The organism is Vibrio panuliri (assembly GCF_009938205.1).
In the GTDB taxonomy this organism is placed as follows: Bacteria; Pseudomonadota; Gammaproteobacteria; order Enterobacterales; family Vibrionaceae; genus Vibrio; species Vibrio panuliri.
In genome coordinates this window covers 2,963,739-2,979,200 of sequence record NZ_AP019654.1, presented here as the reverse complement: position 1 = coordinate 2,979,200, position 15,462 = coordinate 2,963,739, and the positions used below count along the sequence as shown (strand labels likewise).

The window sequence follows — 15,462 nt, the reverse complement described above, 5'->3', positions numbered from 1 at the left end:
AGTTTTACTTACGTAACAGTATTTCCTCGACCAAATGGTTAGCACCTTTTTTCAAAATCAGTTGAGCGCGCCCTTTGGTCGGCAGAATATTTTCCTCAAGGTTTATACCGTTGATGCTGCGCCAAATTGAGCGAGCCTTCGCCACCGCCTCATCTTCACTCAATTGTGTATAGTGACTAAAGTAAGAGCCAGGTTTCGTAAAGGCGCCTTGGCGGAACTTCAAAAAGCGTTCAATGTACCAATTTTGAATGGTATCGGTATCGGCATCGACGTAGAGAGTAAAGTCGAGAAAGTCAGAAACAAATACCCGATGGGGATCCTGAGGGTAATCCATCCCGCTTTGCAGTACGTTTAACCCTTCAATAATCAAAACATCTGGGCGATCAACAACCTTCACTTCATCTGTGATGTCATAAGTGATGTGTGAGTAGACGGGCACTTGTAAGTTTGGTTTACCAGCTTTTATGTCGGAGACAAACTCAACCAAGCGTTTGATATCGTAGGACTCTGGGAAGCCTTTTCGGTGCATTATTCCGCGCTCATCCAGTACTTTCTTAGGGTAGAGGAAGCCATCGGTCGTCACCAGTTCGACTTTCGGGTGGTCAGGCCAACGAGATAGCAAAGCTTTTAACAGGCGAGCGGTGGTACTTTTGCCTACCGCAACACTACCAGCGATACCGATAATAAAAGGCGGCGCCGTGTTGGTGGCACCCAAAAAGTTTTGCAACACGGAATTACGACTCTGTCGTGCGGCGATATAAAGGTTGAGCAAACGCGCGAGGGGTAAGTAGATTTCTACCGACTCTTCCATGGTTAGGTTTTCATTGACCCCTTGCAGCTCTTTCAAGTCTGCTTCGGACAAAGTCATAGGCACTGAGTTGCGCAGCTCAGCCCACTGTTGCCGATCAAAAGAGAGGTATGGCGTCATAGTTTTCCCAACGGTTTTTATCGCTCTAAGATTGCGAAAATACATCAAGCGAACCAGAAAGCAAATCACTAGCCGATGAGATTCACTATTTTCTCGCTAAAACTGTGCGAAATTTCAGCAAATGAGCGGAATCTAGGCAAAAAAATTACTTTTTTTGATTTAGCTATTGCAAGCTAGAAAATCATTCAATAGAATGCGCACCACTTATGCCGACTTAGCTCAGTAGGTAGAGCAACTGACTTGTAATCAGTAGGTCACCAGTTCGATTCCGGTAGTCGGCACCATTCTCTCCAGTTAGTAGTGAGAATGGCTAAAAAATTTGGAGGGGTTCCCGAGTGGCCAAAGGGAGCAGACTGTAAATCTGCCGGCACTGCCTTCGATGGTTCGAATCCGTCCCCCTCCACCATATTCTTTAGGAAATAGCTCGAAGAGTTACGTGTGCGGGCATCGTATAATGGCTATTACCTCAGCCTTCCAAGCTGATGATGCGGGTTCGATTCCCGCTGCCCGCTCCAATCACAATTGTTGCTGATATAGCTCAGGCGGTAGAGCGCATCCTTGGTAAGGATGAGGTCCCCAGTTCGACTCTGGGTATCAGCACCAGCTCTCAAAGCAAAATTTTCCTTTTGATATATACTAATCACCAATAAGTTTGGTTACGTGGTCTTTTGCGCCACTTAAATCCGTACCTAGAGGGACAACTCATGTCTAAAGAAAAATTTGAACGTGTAAAACCGCACGTAAACGTTGGTACTATCGGCCACGTTGACCACGGTAAAACAACTCTAACTGCAGCTATCTGTACTACTCTTGCAAAAGTTTACGGCGGTGCTGCTCGTGACTTCGCATCTATCGATAACGCTCCAGAAGAGCGTGAGCGCGGTATCACAATCTCTACTTCACACGTAGAGTACGACACTCCAACTCGTCACTACGCACACGTAGACTGTCCAGGACACGCTGACTATGTTAAAAACATGATCACTGGTGCTGCACAGATGGACGGTGGTATCCTTGTAGTTGCTGCAACTGATGGTCCAATGCCACAAACTCGTGAGCACATCCTACTAGGCCGTCAGGTTGGTATCCCTTACATCATCGTATTCATGAACAAATGTGACATGGTTGATGATGAAGAGCTTCTAGAGCTAGTAGAAATGGAAGTTCGTGAACTTCTATCTGAATACGACTTCCCAGGTGATGACCTACCAGTTATCCAAGGTTCTGCACTAGGCGCACTAAACGGCGAAGAGCAGTGGGAAGCTAAGATCGTAGAACTAGCTGAAGCACTAGACACTTACATCCCAGAACCTGAGCGTGCAATCGATATGCCATTCCTAATGCCTATCGAAGACGTATTCTCAATCCAAGGTCGTGGTACAGTAGTAACTGGTCGTATCGAGCGCGGTATCCTAAACGTAGGTGACGAAGTAGCAATCGTTGGTATCAAAGATACTACAACTACTACTTGTACTGGTGTTGAGATGTTCCGTAAGCTTCTTGACGAAGGTCGTGCTGGTGAGAACGTTGGTGCACTTCTACGTGGTACTAAGCGTGATGAAGTTGAACGTGGTCAAGTACTAGCTAAGCCTGGTTCAATCACTCCACACACTAAGTTCGAATCAGAAGTATACGTACTGTCTAAAGATGAAGGTGGTCGTCACACTCCATTCTTCAAAGGCTACCGTCCACAGTTCTACTTCCGTACAACTGACGTAACTGGTGATATCTCTCTACCAGAAGGCGTAGAAATGGTAATGCCAGGCGACAACATCCAAATGACTGTTGAGCTAATCGCACCAATCGCAATGGACGAAGGTCTACGTTTTGCGATCCGTGAAGGTGGCCGTACAGTAGGTGCTGGTGTTGTTGCTAAGATCTTCGAATAATTCATAGAATTAACGAAATCTTCGGAAAATCTTTTGAATAAGATTTGACGAACCAGTAGCAAAAAGGGCATCATTTGATGCCCTTTTTCTGCACAAGACATAATGTTTGCTGATTTCTTGTCCAAGCAGATGTTTAGCAGGATTTTTTTGAGTGAAAACTTGTTGCTCACTCAAAAAAAAGAGTGCGTCAATTAATTTAAATTGCCGTTTCATGGATTTGCCCTGCAACAGCGGGGTTGTTGTCGTCTATATTAAGACTTGTGACAGGTTGGTTTTATGAAAGCAAATAATGCTGAAACTCCTGAAAGCTCAAATGGCGCAGATATCTTTAAGTGGATTATCACTTTTGTTCTGCTAACTGCCGCTGTTGTGGGTAATTACCTGTATGGTGATATGTCTGTAGTGGTTCGCGCTGCAGGTGTTGTTGTTCTTATTGCTGCTGCACTTGGTGTTGCTGCTACAACAACGAAAGGTAAAGCTGCGATCGCATTTGCGAAAGAATCTCGCATGGAAGTTCGTAAAGTGGTTTGGCCAACGCGTCAAGAAACTTTGCAAACCACACTGATCGTTCTAGCTGTAAGTATTGTAATGGCTCTAGCACTATGGGGTATCGACGGCATTATGGTTCGTTTGGTAGCTCTAGTAACTGGGGTATAGAGGGTTTATTTACATGAGTGAAGCTCCTAAAAAACGCTGGTATGTAGTTCAAGCCTTTTCTGGATTTGAAGGTCGTGTAGCTCAGTCTCTACGTGAGCATATCAAAATGCATGCTATGGAAGAGCTATTCGGTGAAGTACTTGTCCCTACTGAAGAAGTAGTGGAAATCCGCGCTGGACAACGTCGTAAGTCAGAGCGTAAGTTCTTCCCAGGTTACGTCCTTGTTCAGATGATCATGAACGATGAATCATGGCACTTAGTGCGCAGTGTTCCGCGTGTCATGGGCTTCATTGGTGGTACCTCTGATCGTCCAGCTCCTATCACTGATAAGGAAGCTGACGCGATTCTTAACCGTCTTGAGAAAGCGAGTGAAGCTCCACGTCCACGTACTATGTACGAAGCGGGTGAAGTGGTACGCGTTACTGACGGTCCATTTGCTGACTTCAACGGTACTGTTGAAGAAGTGGATTACGAGAAGAGCCGCATGAAAGTGTCTGTATCGATCTTTGGTCGTGCAACACCAGTTGAGCTTGAATTTGGTCAAGTGGAAAAACTTGATTAAAAAAACACCTTATAAAGGCTTGTTTAAGGCGCGGATTATGACTATAATTTCGCGCCTTTTTACTTCTCCCTGAAGTAAAGAGTTTTGTAATAACCGGGGAGCTGATCAGTGGATTAGCGCTAGAACCCAAATTTAGGAATTATCATGGCTAAGAAAGTTGAAGCTTACATCAAGCTACAAGTTGCAGCTGGTATGGCGAACCCAAGTCCACCAGTTGGTCCTGCACTAGGTCAACACGGTGTTAACATCATGGAATTCTGTAAAGCGTTCAACGCAAAAACAGAATCTCTAGAGAAAGGTCTACCAACACCAGTTGTAATCACTGTTTACAACGACCGTTCTTTCACATTCATCACTAAGACTCCACCTGCTGCTACTCTTCTTCTGAAAGCTGCTGGTCTTAAGTCTGGTTCAGGCCGTCCAAACACTGTAAAAGTGGGTACTGTAACTGAAGCTCAAATCCAAGAAATCGCAGAAACTAAAGCTGCTGATATGACTGGTGCTGATATCGAAGCGATGAAACGCTCTATTGCGGGTACTGCTCGTTCAATGGGCCTAGTGGTAGAGGGTTAAGAACATGGCAAAACTTACTAAGCGCATGCGCGTAATCCGCGAAAAAGTTGACGTAACTAAAGAATACGAAATCAACGAAGCTGTAGCTCTTCTAAAAGAACTAGCAACTGCTAAATTCGTTGAGTCTGTAGACGTTGCTGTTAACCTAGGTATCGACGCTCGTAAATCTGACCAAAACGTACGTGGTGCAACTGTACTACCACACGGTACTGGTCGTGATATCCGCGTTGCTGTATTCACTCAAGGTGCAAACGCTGAAGCTGCTAAAGAAGCTGGCGCTGACCTAGTGGGTATGGAAGATCTAGCTGAGCTAGTTAAGAAGGGCGAAATGAACTTCGACGTAGTTGTTGCTTCTCCAGATGCAATGCGCGTTGTTGGTCAACTAGGTACTATCCTAGGTCCTCGTGGTCTTATGCCAAACCCTAAAGTTGGTACTGTAACTCCTAACGTTGCTGAAGCGGTTAAGAACGCTAAAGCTGGTCAGGTTCGTTACCGTAACGACAAGAACGGTATCGTTCACACAACAATTGGTAAAGTGTCTTTCGACGCAGAACAATTGAAAGAGAACCTAGAAGCACTTCTAGTTGCTCTTAAGAAAGCTAAGCCATCTTCAGCGAAAGGTACTTTCCTGAAGAAAGTAAGCATCTCTACTACAATGGGTGCTGGCGTTGCAGTTGATCAGGCTACTCTGAACACTCAAGCTTAATTTATTTGCTTAGGCGCGAAATTTGTGTATAATTTCGCGCCTAATATTTGTGGTTGGGGCTGAACTTTGGTTCGTTAAACTCACTTGTGAGTTTAGTTTGAATTATGACCCAGTCTCCGTCCAAGACCGTAGGTGTCTGAGTTTATTTAATAAACGCTGGCTTAATTATCCTACGTAGATGGTGCCCGAACTGACAGAAAGCTCTATGTAAATAGTTACCTTTCTTCTGGGAAGCACCTCAATAGCTCTCACTGTTGTGATAATAGTGAGTGGTGTAATAACAACCAGGAGTAAATCCAAGATGGCTTTAAACCTTCTAGACAAAAAAGCAATTGTTGCTGAAGTCAACGAAGCTGCCAGTGGTGCACTTTCTGCAGTTGTAGCTGACTCTCGTGGCGTTGCTGTTGGTGCAATGACTACTCTACGTAAACAAGCTCGTGAATCGGGCGTTTACCTACGAGTTGTTCGTAACACTCTAGCACGTCGCGCAGTTGAAGGTACACAGTACGAGTGTCTAACTGACACTTTCACTGGTCCTTCTCTAATCGCATTCTCTAACGAGCACCCAGGTGCTGCAGCGCGTCTTTTCAAAGACTTCGCTAAAGAGAACAAAGATTTCGAGATCAAAGCTGCTGCATTTGAAGGCGCTCTAACTGACGCTGAAGTACTAGCGACACTACCAACTTACGACGAAGCTATCGCACGCCTAATGATGTGCATGAAAGAAGCTTCTGCTGGCAAGCTGGTTCGTACTATCGCTGCTATCCGCGACCAAAAAGAAGAAGCAGCGGCATAAGCCTTGCTTTTTACTGGTTGCTTAATAAACTTATTGTTGACTTAAAAGAGAATTGTTATGTCTATTACTAACGAGCAAATCCTAGACGCAGTTGCAGAAATGTCTGTAATGCAAGTTGTTGAACTAATTGAAGCAATGGAAGAGAAATTCGGCGTAACTGCTGCTGCTGCTGTTGTTGCTGGCGGCGCTGCTGCAGGCGAAGCTGCTGCTGAGCAAACTGAATTCGACGTAATCCTAACTTCAGCTGGCGGTAACAAAGTTGCTGTAATCAAAGCTGTACGTGGCGCAACTGGCCTAGGTCTTAAAGAAGCTAAAGCTCTAGTAGACGGCGCTCCAGCACCTCTTAAAGAAGGTGTTGACAAAGCTGAAGCTGACGCACTTAAAGCTCAGCTAGAAGAAGCTGGTGCTACTGTTGAAGTTAAGTAATTATTACTTAATTTCTTAGCCGAAAGGCTATTGGCTGGTGGTTTATTGACCACCGGCCTTTTTGCGCTGTAGGGTACAGGTGAATTTTCCCGCTGTTTAAGCACCTCTACCTGAGCAAAAAACATCGCATTCAATCAGAATGTCATGTCACTACAGTAAACAGTTGTTAGTCACTGTCCCTCCCCATCGACAAGGTGAAAGGCGGACAGTTTGGGTCACTTATCAGCGAGCTGAGGAACCCCATGGTTTACTCTTATACCGAGAAAAAGCGCATCCGTAAGGACTTTGGTACTCGTCCACAAGTTTTGGACATTCCATACCTGCTATCGATCCAGCTCGATTCGTTCGAAAAATTTATCGAACAGGATCCTGAGGGACAATACGGTCTTGAGGCTGCTTTCCGTTCTGTATTCCCAATTCAGAGCTACAACGGCAATTCAGAGCTGCAATACGTTAGCTACCGTCTTGGTGAGCCAGTTTTTGACGTTAAAGAATGTCAAATTCGCGGTGTTACTTATTCAAAACCACTACGCGTTAAACTACGCCTAGTTATTTTTGATAAAGACGCGCCAGCAGGTACTGTAAAAGACATTAAAGAACAAGAAGTCTACATGGGCGAAATTCCGCTTATGACAGACAATGGTACCTTCGTAATCAATGGTACCGAGAGGGTTATCGTATCCCAGCTGCATAGAAGCCCAGGCGTGTTCTTCGACAGCGATAAGGGTAAGACCCACTCATCAGGTAAAGTTCTATACAACGCACGTATCATTCCTTACCGTGGCTCATGGTTAGACTTTGAGTTCGATCCTAAGGACAACCTGTACGTACGTATCGACCGCCGTCGTAAACTGCCAGCGTCAATCATCTTGCGCGCACTTGGTAAGTCAACTGAAGAGATCCTTGATCTATTCTTCGAAAAAGTGAACTTCCAAGTAAAAGATCAAACTCTAATGATGGAGTTGATCCCAGATCGCCTACGTGGTGAGACTGCTTCATTTGATATCGAAGCAAACGGCAAAGTTTACATTGAGCAAGGTCGTCGTGTAACTGCGCGTCATATCCGTCAACTTGAAAAAGATGGCGTTGACCACATCGAAGTACCAGTAGAGTACATCGTTGGTAAAGTTGCATCGAAAGATTACATCAATGAAGCGACTGGTGAGATCATTGTTGGCGCGAACCAAGAAATTAGCTTGGAAGCTCTAGCAAACCTATCTCAAGCTGGTCACAAAGCTCTAGAAGTTCTATTTACGAACGATCTAGACCACGGCCCATTCATGTCAGAAACATTGCGTGTTGACAGCACTGTTGACCGTATTTCTGCACTGGTAGAAATCTACCGCATGATGCGCCCTGGCGAGCCACCAACGAAAGAAGCTGCAGAAGCTCTATTCGAAAGCCTATTCTTCTCTGAAGAGCGCTACGATCTATCAACTGTTGGCCGTATGAAGTTCAACAGCTCGATCGCTCGTACTGACGCAGAAGAGCAAGGCACACTAGATGAGCAAGACATCATCGAAGTGATGAAGAAACTGATCGCGATCCGTAACGGTATCGGTGAAGTCGATGATATCGACCACCTAGGTAACCGTCGTATCCGTTCTGTTGGTGAAATGGCTGAGAACCAATTCCGCGTTGGTCTTGTACGTGTTGAACGTGCAGTGAAAGAGCGCCTAAGCCTTGGTGACCTTGATGCAATCATGCCTCAAGATCTAATCAACGCTAAGCCTATTTCAGCAGCGGTTAAAGAATTCTTTGGCTCTTCACAGCTTTCACAGTTCATGGACCAAAACAACCCGTTATCAGAAGTAACGCACAAACGTCGTATTTCTGCATTGGGTCCTGGCGGTCTAACTCGTGAACGCGCTGGCTTTGAAGTACGTGACGTACACGTAACTCACTACGGTCGTCTATGTCCGATCGAAACGCCAGAAGGTCCAAACATCGGTCTGATCAACTCTCTATCTGCGTTTGCGCGTTGTAACGAGTACGGTTTCCTTGAGACTCCATACCGTCGCGTAGTAGATGGCGTAGTAACAGACGAAGTAGATTACCTATCTGCAATCGAAGAAGGTCAATTCGTTATCGCTCAGGCGAACACTAAGCTAAACGAAGATGGCACGTTTGCAGAAGAGCTGATCACAGCTCGTCAAAAAGGTGAATCTGGTCTTCACCCTCGTGAGCACGCTCAGTACATGGACGTTGCAACGAACCAGGTAGTATCAATTGCAGCCTCGCTAATCCCGTTCCTAGAACACGATGATGCGAACCGTGCCCTAATGGGTGCGAACATGCAACGTCAGGCAGTTCCAACACTGAAAGCTGACAAACCTCTAGTAGGTACTGGTATCGAACGCAACATCGCTGTTGACTCAGGTGTAACTGCAGTAGCGAAACGTGGTGGTGTAATCCAGTCTGTAGATGCTTCTCGTATCGTTGTTAAAGTGAACGAAGAAGAATTGATCCCTGGTGAAGCAGGTATCGATATCTACAACCTAACTAAATACACTCGTTCTAACCAGAACACTTGTATCAACCAGCGTCCATGTGTGATGCCAGGTGAACCAGTGGCTCGTGGCGACGTTCTTGCTGATGGTCCTTCAACAGACCTAGGTGAACTTGCTCTTGGTCAGAACATGCGTATCGCGTTCATGCCTTGGAACGGTTACAACTTCGAAGACTCGATCTTAGTATCTGAGCGCGTAGTTCAAGAAGACCGCTTCACGACAATCCACATCCAAGAACTATCTTGTGTGGCACGTGATACTAAGCTGGGTGCAGAAGAGATCACAGCTGACATTCCAAACGTAGGTGAGTCTGCTCTATCTAAACTAGATGAGTCAGGTATCGTTTACATCGGTGCGGAAGTGAAAGGCGGTGACATCCTTGTAGGTAAAGTAACACCTAAAGGTGAAACTCAGCTAACTCCAGAAGAGAAGCTACTACGCGCTATCTTCGGTGAGAAAGCGTCAGACGTGAAAGATACGTCTCTACGCGTACCAAACTCTGTTTCAGGTACTATCATCGACGTTCAAGTATTTACTCGTGACGGTGTTGAAAAAGACAAACGTGCACTTGAAATTGAACAGATGCAGCTGAAAGAAGCGAAGAAAGACCTAACTGAAGAATTCCAGATTCTTGAGGGCGGCCTTCTTAACCGTGTTCGCGCTGTATTGATCGACGGTGGTTACTCTGAAGCGAAACTAGACACGACTGATCGTAAGAAGTGGCTAGAGCTAACGCTTGAAGATGATGCTCTACAGACTCAGCTTGAGCAACTAGCAGAGCAGTATGACGAGCTACGTGCAGACTTCGATAAGAAGTTTGAAACTAAGCGTCGTAAGATCACACAAGGTGATGATCTAGCACCTGGCGTACTGAAGATCGTTAAGGTTTACCTTGCGGTTAAACGTCGCATCCAGCCTGGTGATAAGATGGCCGGTCGTCACGGTAACAAGGGTGTAATCTCTAAGATCAACCCTGTTGAAGACATGCCATACGATGAAACTGGTCAGCCAGTTGATATCGTACTAAACCCACTGGGTGTACCTTCGCGTATGAACATCGGTCAGATCCTAGAAGTACACTTAGGTCTGGCGGCGAAAGGTATTGGTGACAAGATCAACAAGATGGTGAAAGAGCAGCAAGAGCTAGCGAAATTCCGCGAATTCCTGCAAAAAGTTTACGACCTAGGCGATACTCGCCAGAAAGTAGACATTGCTTCTCTATCTGATGCTGAAGTTCGCACATTGATTGGCAACCTACGTGGTGGTCTACCAATTGCAACGCCAGTATTTGATGGTGCACCAGAATCATCAATCAAAGCGCTACTAGAACTAGCAGACCTTCCAACATCTGGTCAGCTAACGCTATTTGATGGTCGCACAGGTGATGCGTTTGAGCGTCCTGTAACTGTAGGTTACATGTACATGCTGAAACTGAACCACCTTGTTGATGACAAGATGCACGCTCGTTCAACTGGTTCGTACAGCCTAGTAACTCAGCAGCCACTTGGTGGTAAAGCTCAGTTCGGTGGTCAGCGTTTCGGTGAGATGGAAGTATGGGCACTAGAAGCATACGGTGCTGCTTACACGCTACAAGAAATGCTAACCGTTAAGTCGGATGACGTTAACGGCCGTACTAAGATGTACAAAAACATCGTAGACGGTAACCACAGCATGGAACCTGGCATGCCAGAATCGTTCAACGTATTGTTGAAAGAGATTCGCTCGCTAGGTATCAACATCGAGCTAGAAGACGAAGAGTAATCTCTTATCTCCCCAAGCCTTGGCTTGGGGAAGTAAAAGCGATTATTAGGTAGAAGGTGCTCACTTAACGGTGGGCTCCTTTTAACTCCTTACAGGAGCTGATTGTGAAAGACTTATTAAACTTTCTAAAAGCACAGCATAAGACCGAAGAATTTGATGCAATCAAAATCGGTCTATCTTCACCAGACATGATCCGTTCATGGTCTTTTGGTGAAGTTAAAAAACCTGAAACGATCAACTATCGTACGTTCAAACCTGAACGCGATGGTCTGTTCTGTGCGCGTATCTTTGGTCCAGTTAAAGACTACGAATGTCTTTGTGGCAAATACAAGCGCTTGAAGCACCGTGGTGTTATCTGTGAGAAGTGTGGCGTTGAAGTTACACAAACTAAAGTTCGTCGTGACCGTATGGGCCACATTGAGCTTGCATCGCCAGTTGCTCACATCTGGTTCCTAAAATCACTACCGTCTCGTATCGGTCTACTGATGGATATCCCTCTACGTGATATCGAACGTGTTCTTTACTTCGAAATGTACGTAGTAACTGAACCAGGTATGACTGATCTAGAAAAATCTCAGATGCTGACTGAAGAAGAGTATCTGGATCGTCTAGAAGAGTGGGGTGATGAGTTTACTGCTAAGATGGGTGCAGAAGCGATCAAGGACCTACTAGGTTCTATGGATCTGCACGCTGAAGTTGAGCAGATGCGCGAAGAGCTAGATACTACTAACTCTGAAACTAAGCGTAAGAAACTAACTAAGCGTCTGAAACTGGTTGAAGCGTTTATCTCTTCAGGTAACAACCCTGAGTGGATGATCCTAACTGTACTTCCAGTTCTACCGCCAGATCTACGTCCACTAGTACCACTAGATGGCGGTCGCTTTGCGACTTCAGATCTGAACGACCTATACCGTCGTGTGATCAACCGTAACAACCGTTTGAAGCGTCTTCTAGAGCTTGCTGCTCCGGACATCATCGTACGTAACGAAAAACGTATGCTGCAAGAGTCTGTTGATGCGCTACTAGACAACGGTCGTCGTGGTCGTGCGATCACAGGTTCGAACAAACGTCCTCTGAAATCTCTTGCTGATATGATCAAGGGTAAACAAGGTCGTTTCCGTCAGAACCTGCTAGGTAAACGTGTAGACTACTCAGGCCGTTCTGTAATCACAGTTGGTCCATACCTACGTCTGCACCAGTGTGGTCTTCCTAAGAAGATGGCACTTGAGCTATTCAAACCATTTATCTACAGCAAGCTAGAGACTCGTGGTCTTGCGACTACAATCAAAGCTGCTAAGAAAATGGTAGAGCGTGAAGAAGCGGTTGTTTGGGATATTCTAGACGAAGTAATCCGTGAACACCCAGTACTACTAAACCGTGCACCGACACTTCACCGTCTCGGTATCCAAGCGTTTGAACCAGTACTAATCGAAGGTAAAGCGATTCAGCTACACCCACTAGTTTGTGCGGCGTACAACGCGGACTTCGATGGTGACCAAATGGCGGTTCACGTGCCTCTAACTCTAGAAGCACAGCTTGAAGCACGTACACTGATGATGTCGACAAACAACATTCTGTCGCCAGCGTCAGGTGATCCGATCATCGTACCTTCTCAGGACGTTGTATTGGGTCTGTACTACATGACTCGCGACAAGATCAACGTGAAAGGCGAAGGTATGTACCTTGCAAGCCCTGCTGAGGCTGAAAAGGCATACCGTACTAAGACTGCAGAGCTACACGCTCGCGTTAAAGTTCGTATCACAGAGACTATTAAAGACGAAGATGGCAACACAACAACAGAAACTAAGATGGTGGATACCACTATCGGTCGTGCAATGTTGTGGCAAATCGTGCCAGCAGGTCTACCGTACAGCATCGTTAACCAAAAACTAGGTAAGAAGCAAATCTCTAACCTACTTAACGAAGCGTACCGTAAGCTAGGTCTGAAAGACACGGTTATCTTCGCTGACCAAATCATGTACACAGGTTTTGCTTACGCGGCACTTTCTGGTGTATCAGTTGGTATCAACGACATGGTTGTTCCAGCAGCTAAGTACACTGAAATCGCAGCAGCGGAAGACGAAGTACGTGAAATTCAAGACCAATACCAATCAGGTCTTGTAACAGCGGGCGAACGCTACAACAAAGTGATCGATATTTGGGCATCGACCAACGATCGCGTAGCGAAAGCGATGATGGAAAACTTGTCTTACGAGACAGTTATCAACCGCGACGGCGAAGAAGAACAGCAAGAATCGTTCAACAGCATCTACATGATGGCCGACTCGGGCGCACGTGGTTCTGCAGCTCAGATTCGTCAGCTAGCGGGTATGCGTGGTCTGATGGCTCGTCCAGATGGTTCGATCATCGAAACGCCGATCACTGCGAACTTTAAAGAAGGTCTAAACGTACTACAGTACTTTATCTCTACCCACGGTGCTCGTAAGGGTCTAGCGGATACGGCACTTAAGACAGCGAACTCAGGTTACCTGACTCGTCGTCTAGTAGACGTAGCACAAGACGTTGTTGTAACTGAACATGACTGTGGCACTGTAGAAGGTGTTGACATGATGCCTCACATCGAGGGTGGTGATGTTAAAGTTGCTCTAACTGAACTTGCTCTAGGTCGTGTAGTTGCTGAAGATGTTCTAAAACCAGGTACAGAAGAAGTTCTGATCCCACGTAATACTCTAATTGATGAGAAGTGGTGTCAGATCATGGAAGAGAACTCAGTAGACAGCATTAAAGCTCGTTCTGTAGTTACTTGTGATTCTGACTTCGGTTGTTGTGCACAGTGTTACGGTCGTGACCTAGCTCGTGGTCACCTAGTGAACCAAGGTGAAGCAGTGGGCGTTATCGCTGCGCAATCTATCGGTGAACCTGGTACACAGCTAACGATGCGTACGTTCCACATCGGTGGTGCGGCATCGACTGCAGCAGCAGAGAACAGCATCCAAGCTAAGAACAACGGTTCTGTTAAGCTACACAACGCGAAATTCGTAACCAACAAAGCTGGTAAGCTAGTAATCACATCACGTGCTTCTGAGCTAACCATCATTGACGAATTTGGTCGTACTAAAGAGAAACACAAACTGCCTTACGGTTCTCTACTGAGCAAGGCAGATGGCGACACAGTAACTGCTGGTGAAACAGTAGCGAACTGGGAAGCACACACAATGCCAATCATCACTGAAGTAGCTGGTCGTATCCAGTTCGTTGATATGATTGATGGTGTGACAGTTTCTCGTCAAACTGATGACCTAACTGGTCTATCTTCAAGTGAAGTAACAGACGCTGCGGCTCGTCCATCAGCAGGTAAAGATATGCGTCCAGCTATCAAACTTGTTGACGAGCAAGGTAACGATGTAATGATCCCTGGTACTGATATGCCAGCTCACTACTTCCTACCTGGTAAAGCGATCGTGAACATTGAAGACGGCGCAGAAGTTGGTGTGGGTGATACGCTAGCACGTATTCCTCAGAAATCAGGCGGTAACAAGGACATCACGGGTGGTCTACCACGCGTAGCTGACCTATTCGAAGCTCGTAAGCCTAAAGAGCCTGCGATCCTTGCTGAGCACACAGGTACTGTGAGCTTCGGTAAAGAAACGAAAGGTAAGCGTCGTCTAGTGATCACTCGCGAAAGCGGTGAAACTTACGAAGAGATGATTCCTAAGCACCGTCAGCTGAACGTATTCGAAGGCGAGAAAGTTGAACGTGGTGACGTTATTGCAGATGGTCCAGAGACTCCGCATGACATCCTACGTCTACGTGGTATCCACGCAGTAACTCAGTACATCGCTAACGAAGTACAAGAAGTTTACCGACTACAAGGCGTTAAGATTAACGATAAGCACATTGAGACTATCGTTCGTCAAATGCTACGTAAGTGTACTATTACACACGCAGGTGACTCTGAGTTCCTACCTGGCGAGCAAGTTGAATACTCACAAGTTAAGATTGCTAACCGTAATCTAGAAGCTGAAGGCAAAGAGCCTGCACGTTTTGAACGTGACCTTCTAGGTATCACTAAAGCATCTCTAGCGACTGAGTCGTTCATCTCTGCGGCATCGTTCCAGGAGACAACTCGCGTACTAACAGAAGCAGCTGTTTCTGGTAAACGTGATGAGCTACGTGGTCTGAAAGAAAACGTAATCGTTGGTCGTCTAATTCCAGCGGGTACTGGTTTCGCTTACCACCAAGAGCGTCAAGCTAAGCGCGCAGAAGAGCAAGAAGGTCCATCAGCTGAACAAGCTACTGACAACCTAGCTGCACTTCTAAACGCAGGCTTTTCTTCAGAAGACTAATTCGTCGCTGAATAAGAAATAACAAAAGGCACCTTCGGGTGCCTTTTTTGCGTTTGGGGGTAAATCAATGAGGATAAGTAAACCCATATCTCTAAATAGATGCCTTCGTACGCATTGCCCAGTTTGTCGTTGCCGAAAGTGACGCAGGACCGTTGTCGAGAATCTGCTTATTACGCTTAGTTAGTGTGGTGTTGGAGCATTCAGCTTAGCGGCTCATAATGAGAATTGAGAGTTAAGAATTTAGAGATGGGATCGAAGAAATGAGAGTGGCGAAAGCCACTGAAAAGGCTTATGTTCAACACTTCGTAGTGCAGGGTTGTGTAGCCCAACAAGGTTGGGCGTTTCTA

10 protein-coding genes and 4 tRNA genes are annotated in these 15,462 nt (G+C 46.0%); 13 read left to right on the top strand and 1 reads right to left on the bottom strand.

Features of this window, described 5'->3' with window-relative positions; genetic code table 11:
- Nucleotides 1–4: 4 nt before the first annotated feature.
- Nucleotides 5–928, bottom strand: a complete 924-nt coding sequence (gene coaA / locus GZK95_RS13685; RefSeq protein WP_075708819.1) for a type I pantothenate kinase — start codon at nucleotides 926–928, stop codon at nucleotides 5–7.
- A gap of 208 nt (nucleotides 929–1,136) precedes the next feature.
- Here coaA and GZK95_RS13680 point away from each other — a divergent pair.
- The 13 genes from GZK95_RS13680 to rpoC all read left to right on the top strand — a co-directional run bounded on the left by GZK95_RS13680 (nucleotide 1,137) and on the right by rpoC (nucleotide 15,115).
- Nucleotides 1,137–1,212, top strand: a tRNA-Thr gene (locus GZK95_RS13680).
- Between the two features lie 37 nt (nucleotides 1,213–1,249).
- Nucleotides 1,250–1,334: transfer RNA gene (locus GZK95_RS13675), tRNA-Tyr, on the top strand.
- A gap of 34 nt (nucleotides 1,335–1,368) precedes the next feature.
- A tRNA-Gly gene (locus GZK95_RS13670) sits at nucleotides 1,369–1,443 on the top strand.
- A gap of 12 nt (nucleotides 1,444–1,455) precedes the next feature.
- Nucleotides 1,456–1,531 (top strand) — tRNA-Thr (locus tag GZK95_RS13665).
- A gap of 101 nt (nucleotides 1,532–1,632) precedes the next feature.
- Nucleotides 1,633–2,817 (top strand): elongation factor Tu, encoded by a 1,185-nt coding sequence (gene tuf, locus GZK95_RS13660; RefSeq protein WP_151148785.1) that lies wholly within the window; start codon nucleotides 1,633–1,635, stop codon nucleotides 2,815–2,817.
- 276 nt (nucleotides 2,818–3,093) lie between these two features.
- Nucleotides 3,094–3,474, top strand: a complete 381-nt coding sequence (gene secE / locus GZK95_RS13655; RefSeq protein WP_075651602.1) for a preprotein translocase subunit SecE — start codon at nucleotides 3,094–3,096, stop codon at nucleotides 3,472–3,474.
- A 13-nt stretch (nucleotides 3,475–3,487) separates the two neighbouring features.
- Complete coding sequence (gene nusG / locus GZK95_RS13650) at nucleotides 3,488–4,036, top strand: transcription termination/antitermination protein NusG (RefSeq protein WP_075651604.1); 549 nt, start codon at nucleotides 3,488–3,490, stop codon at nucleotides 4,034–4,036.
- A gap of 144 nt (nucleotides 4,037–4,180) precedes the next feature.
- Complete coding sequence (rplK, locus tag GZK95_RS13645) at nucleotides 4,181–4,609, top strand: 50S ribosomal protein L11 (protein ID WP_075715915.1); 429 nt, start codon at nucleotides 4,181–4,183, stop codon at nucleotides 4,607–4,609.
- 4 nt (nucleotides 4,610–4,613) lie between these two features.
- Nucleotides 4,614–5,315 (top strand): 50S ribosomal protein L1, encoded by a 702-nt coding sequence (gene rplA, locus GZK95_RS13640; RefSeq protein WP_075715914.1) that lies wholly within the window; start codon nucleotides 4,614–4,616, stop codon nucleotides 5,313–5,315.
- A 301-nt stretch (nucleotides 5,316–5,616) separates the two neighbouring features.
- The gene (gene rplJ, locus GZK95_RS13635) at nucleotides 5,617–6,111 is read left to right on the top strand and encodes a 50S ribosomal protein L10 (protein WP_075709029.1); all 495 of its coding nucleotides are present in this window, start codon (nucleotides 5,617–5,619) and stop codon (nucleotides 6,109–6,111) included.
- Between the two features lie 57 nt (nucleotides 6,112–6,168).
- Nucleotides 6,169–6,537 carry a 50S ribosomal protein L7/L12 gene (rplL, locus tag GZK95_RS13630; RefSeq protein WP_075709028.1) on the top strand — a complete coding sequence of 123 codons (369 nt, stop codon included), beginning with the start codon at nucleotides 6,169–6,171 and terminating at the stop codon, nucleotides 6,535–6,537.
- Between the two features lie 242 nt (nucleotides 6,538–6,779).
- Nucleotides 6,780–10,808 (top strand): DNA-directed RNA polymerase subunit beta, encoded by a 4,029-nt coding sequence (gene rpoB, locus GZK95_RS13625; protein ID WP_075709027.1) that lies wholly within the window; start codon nucleotides 6,780–6,782, stop codon nucleotides 10,806–10,808.
- 104 nt (nucleotides 10,809–10,912) lie between these two features.
- Nucleotides 10,913–15,115, top strand: a complete 4,203-nt coding sequence (gene rpoC / locus GZK95_RS13620) for a DNA-directed RNA polymerase subunit beta' (RefSeq protein ID WP_075715913.1) — start codon at nucleotides 10,913–10,915, stop codon at nucleotides 15,113–15,115.
- Nucleotides 15,116–15,462: the final 347 nt, after the last annotated feature.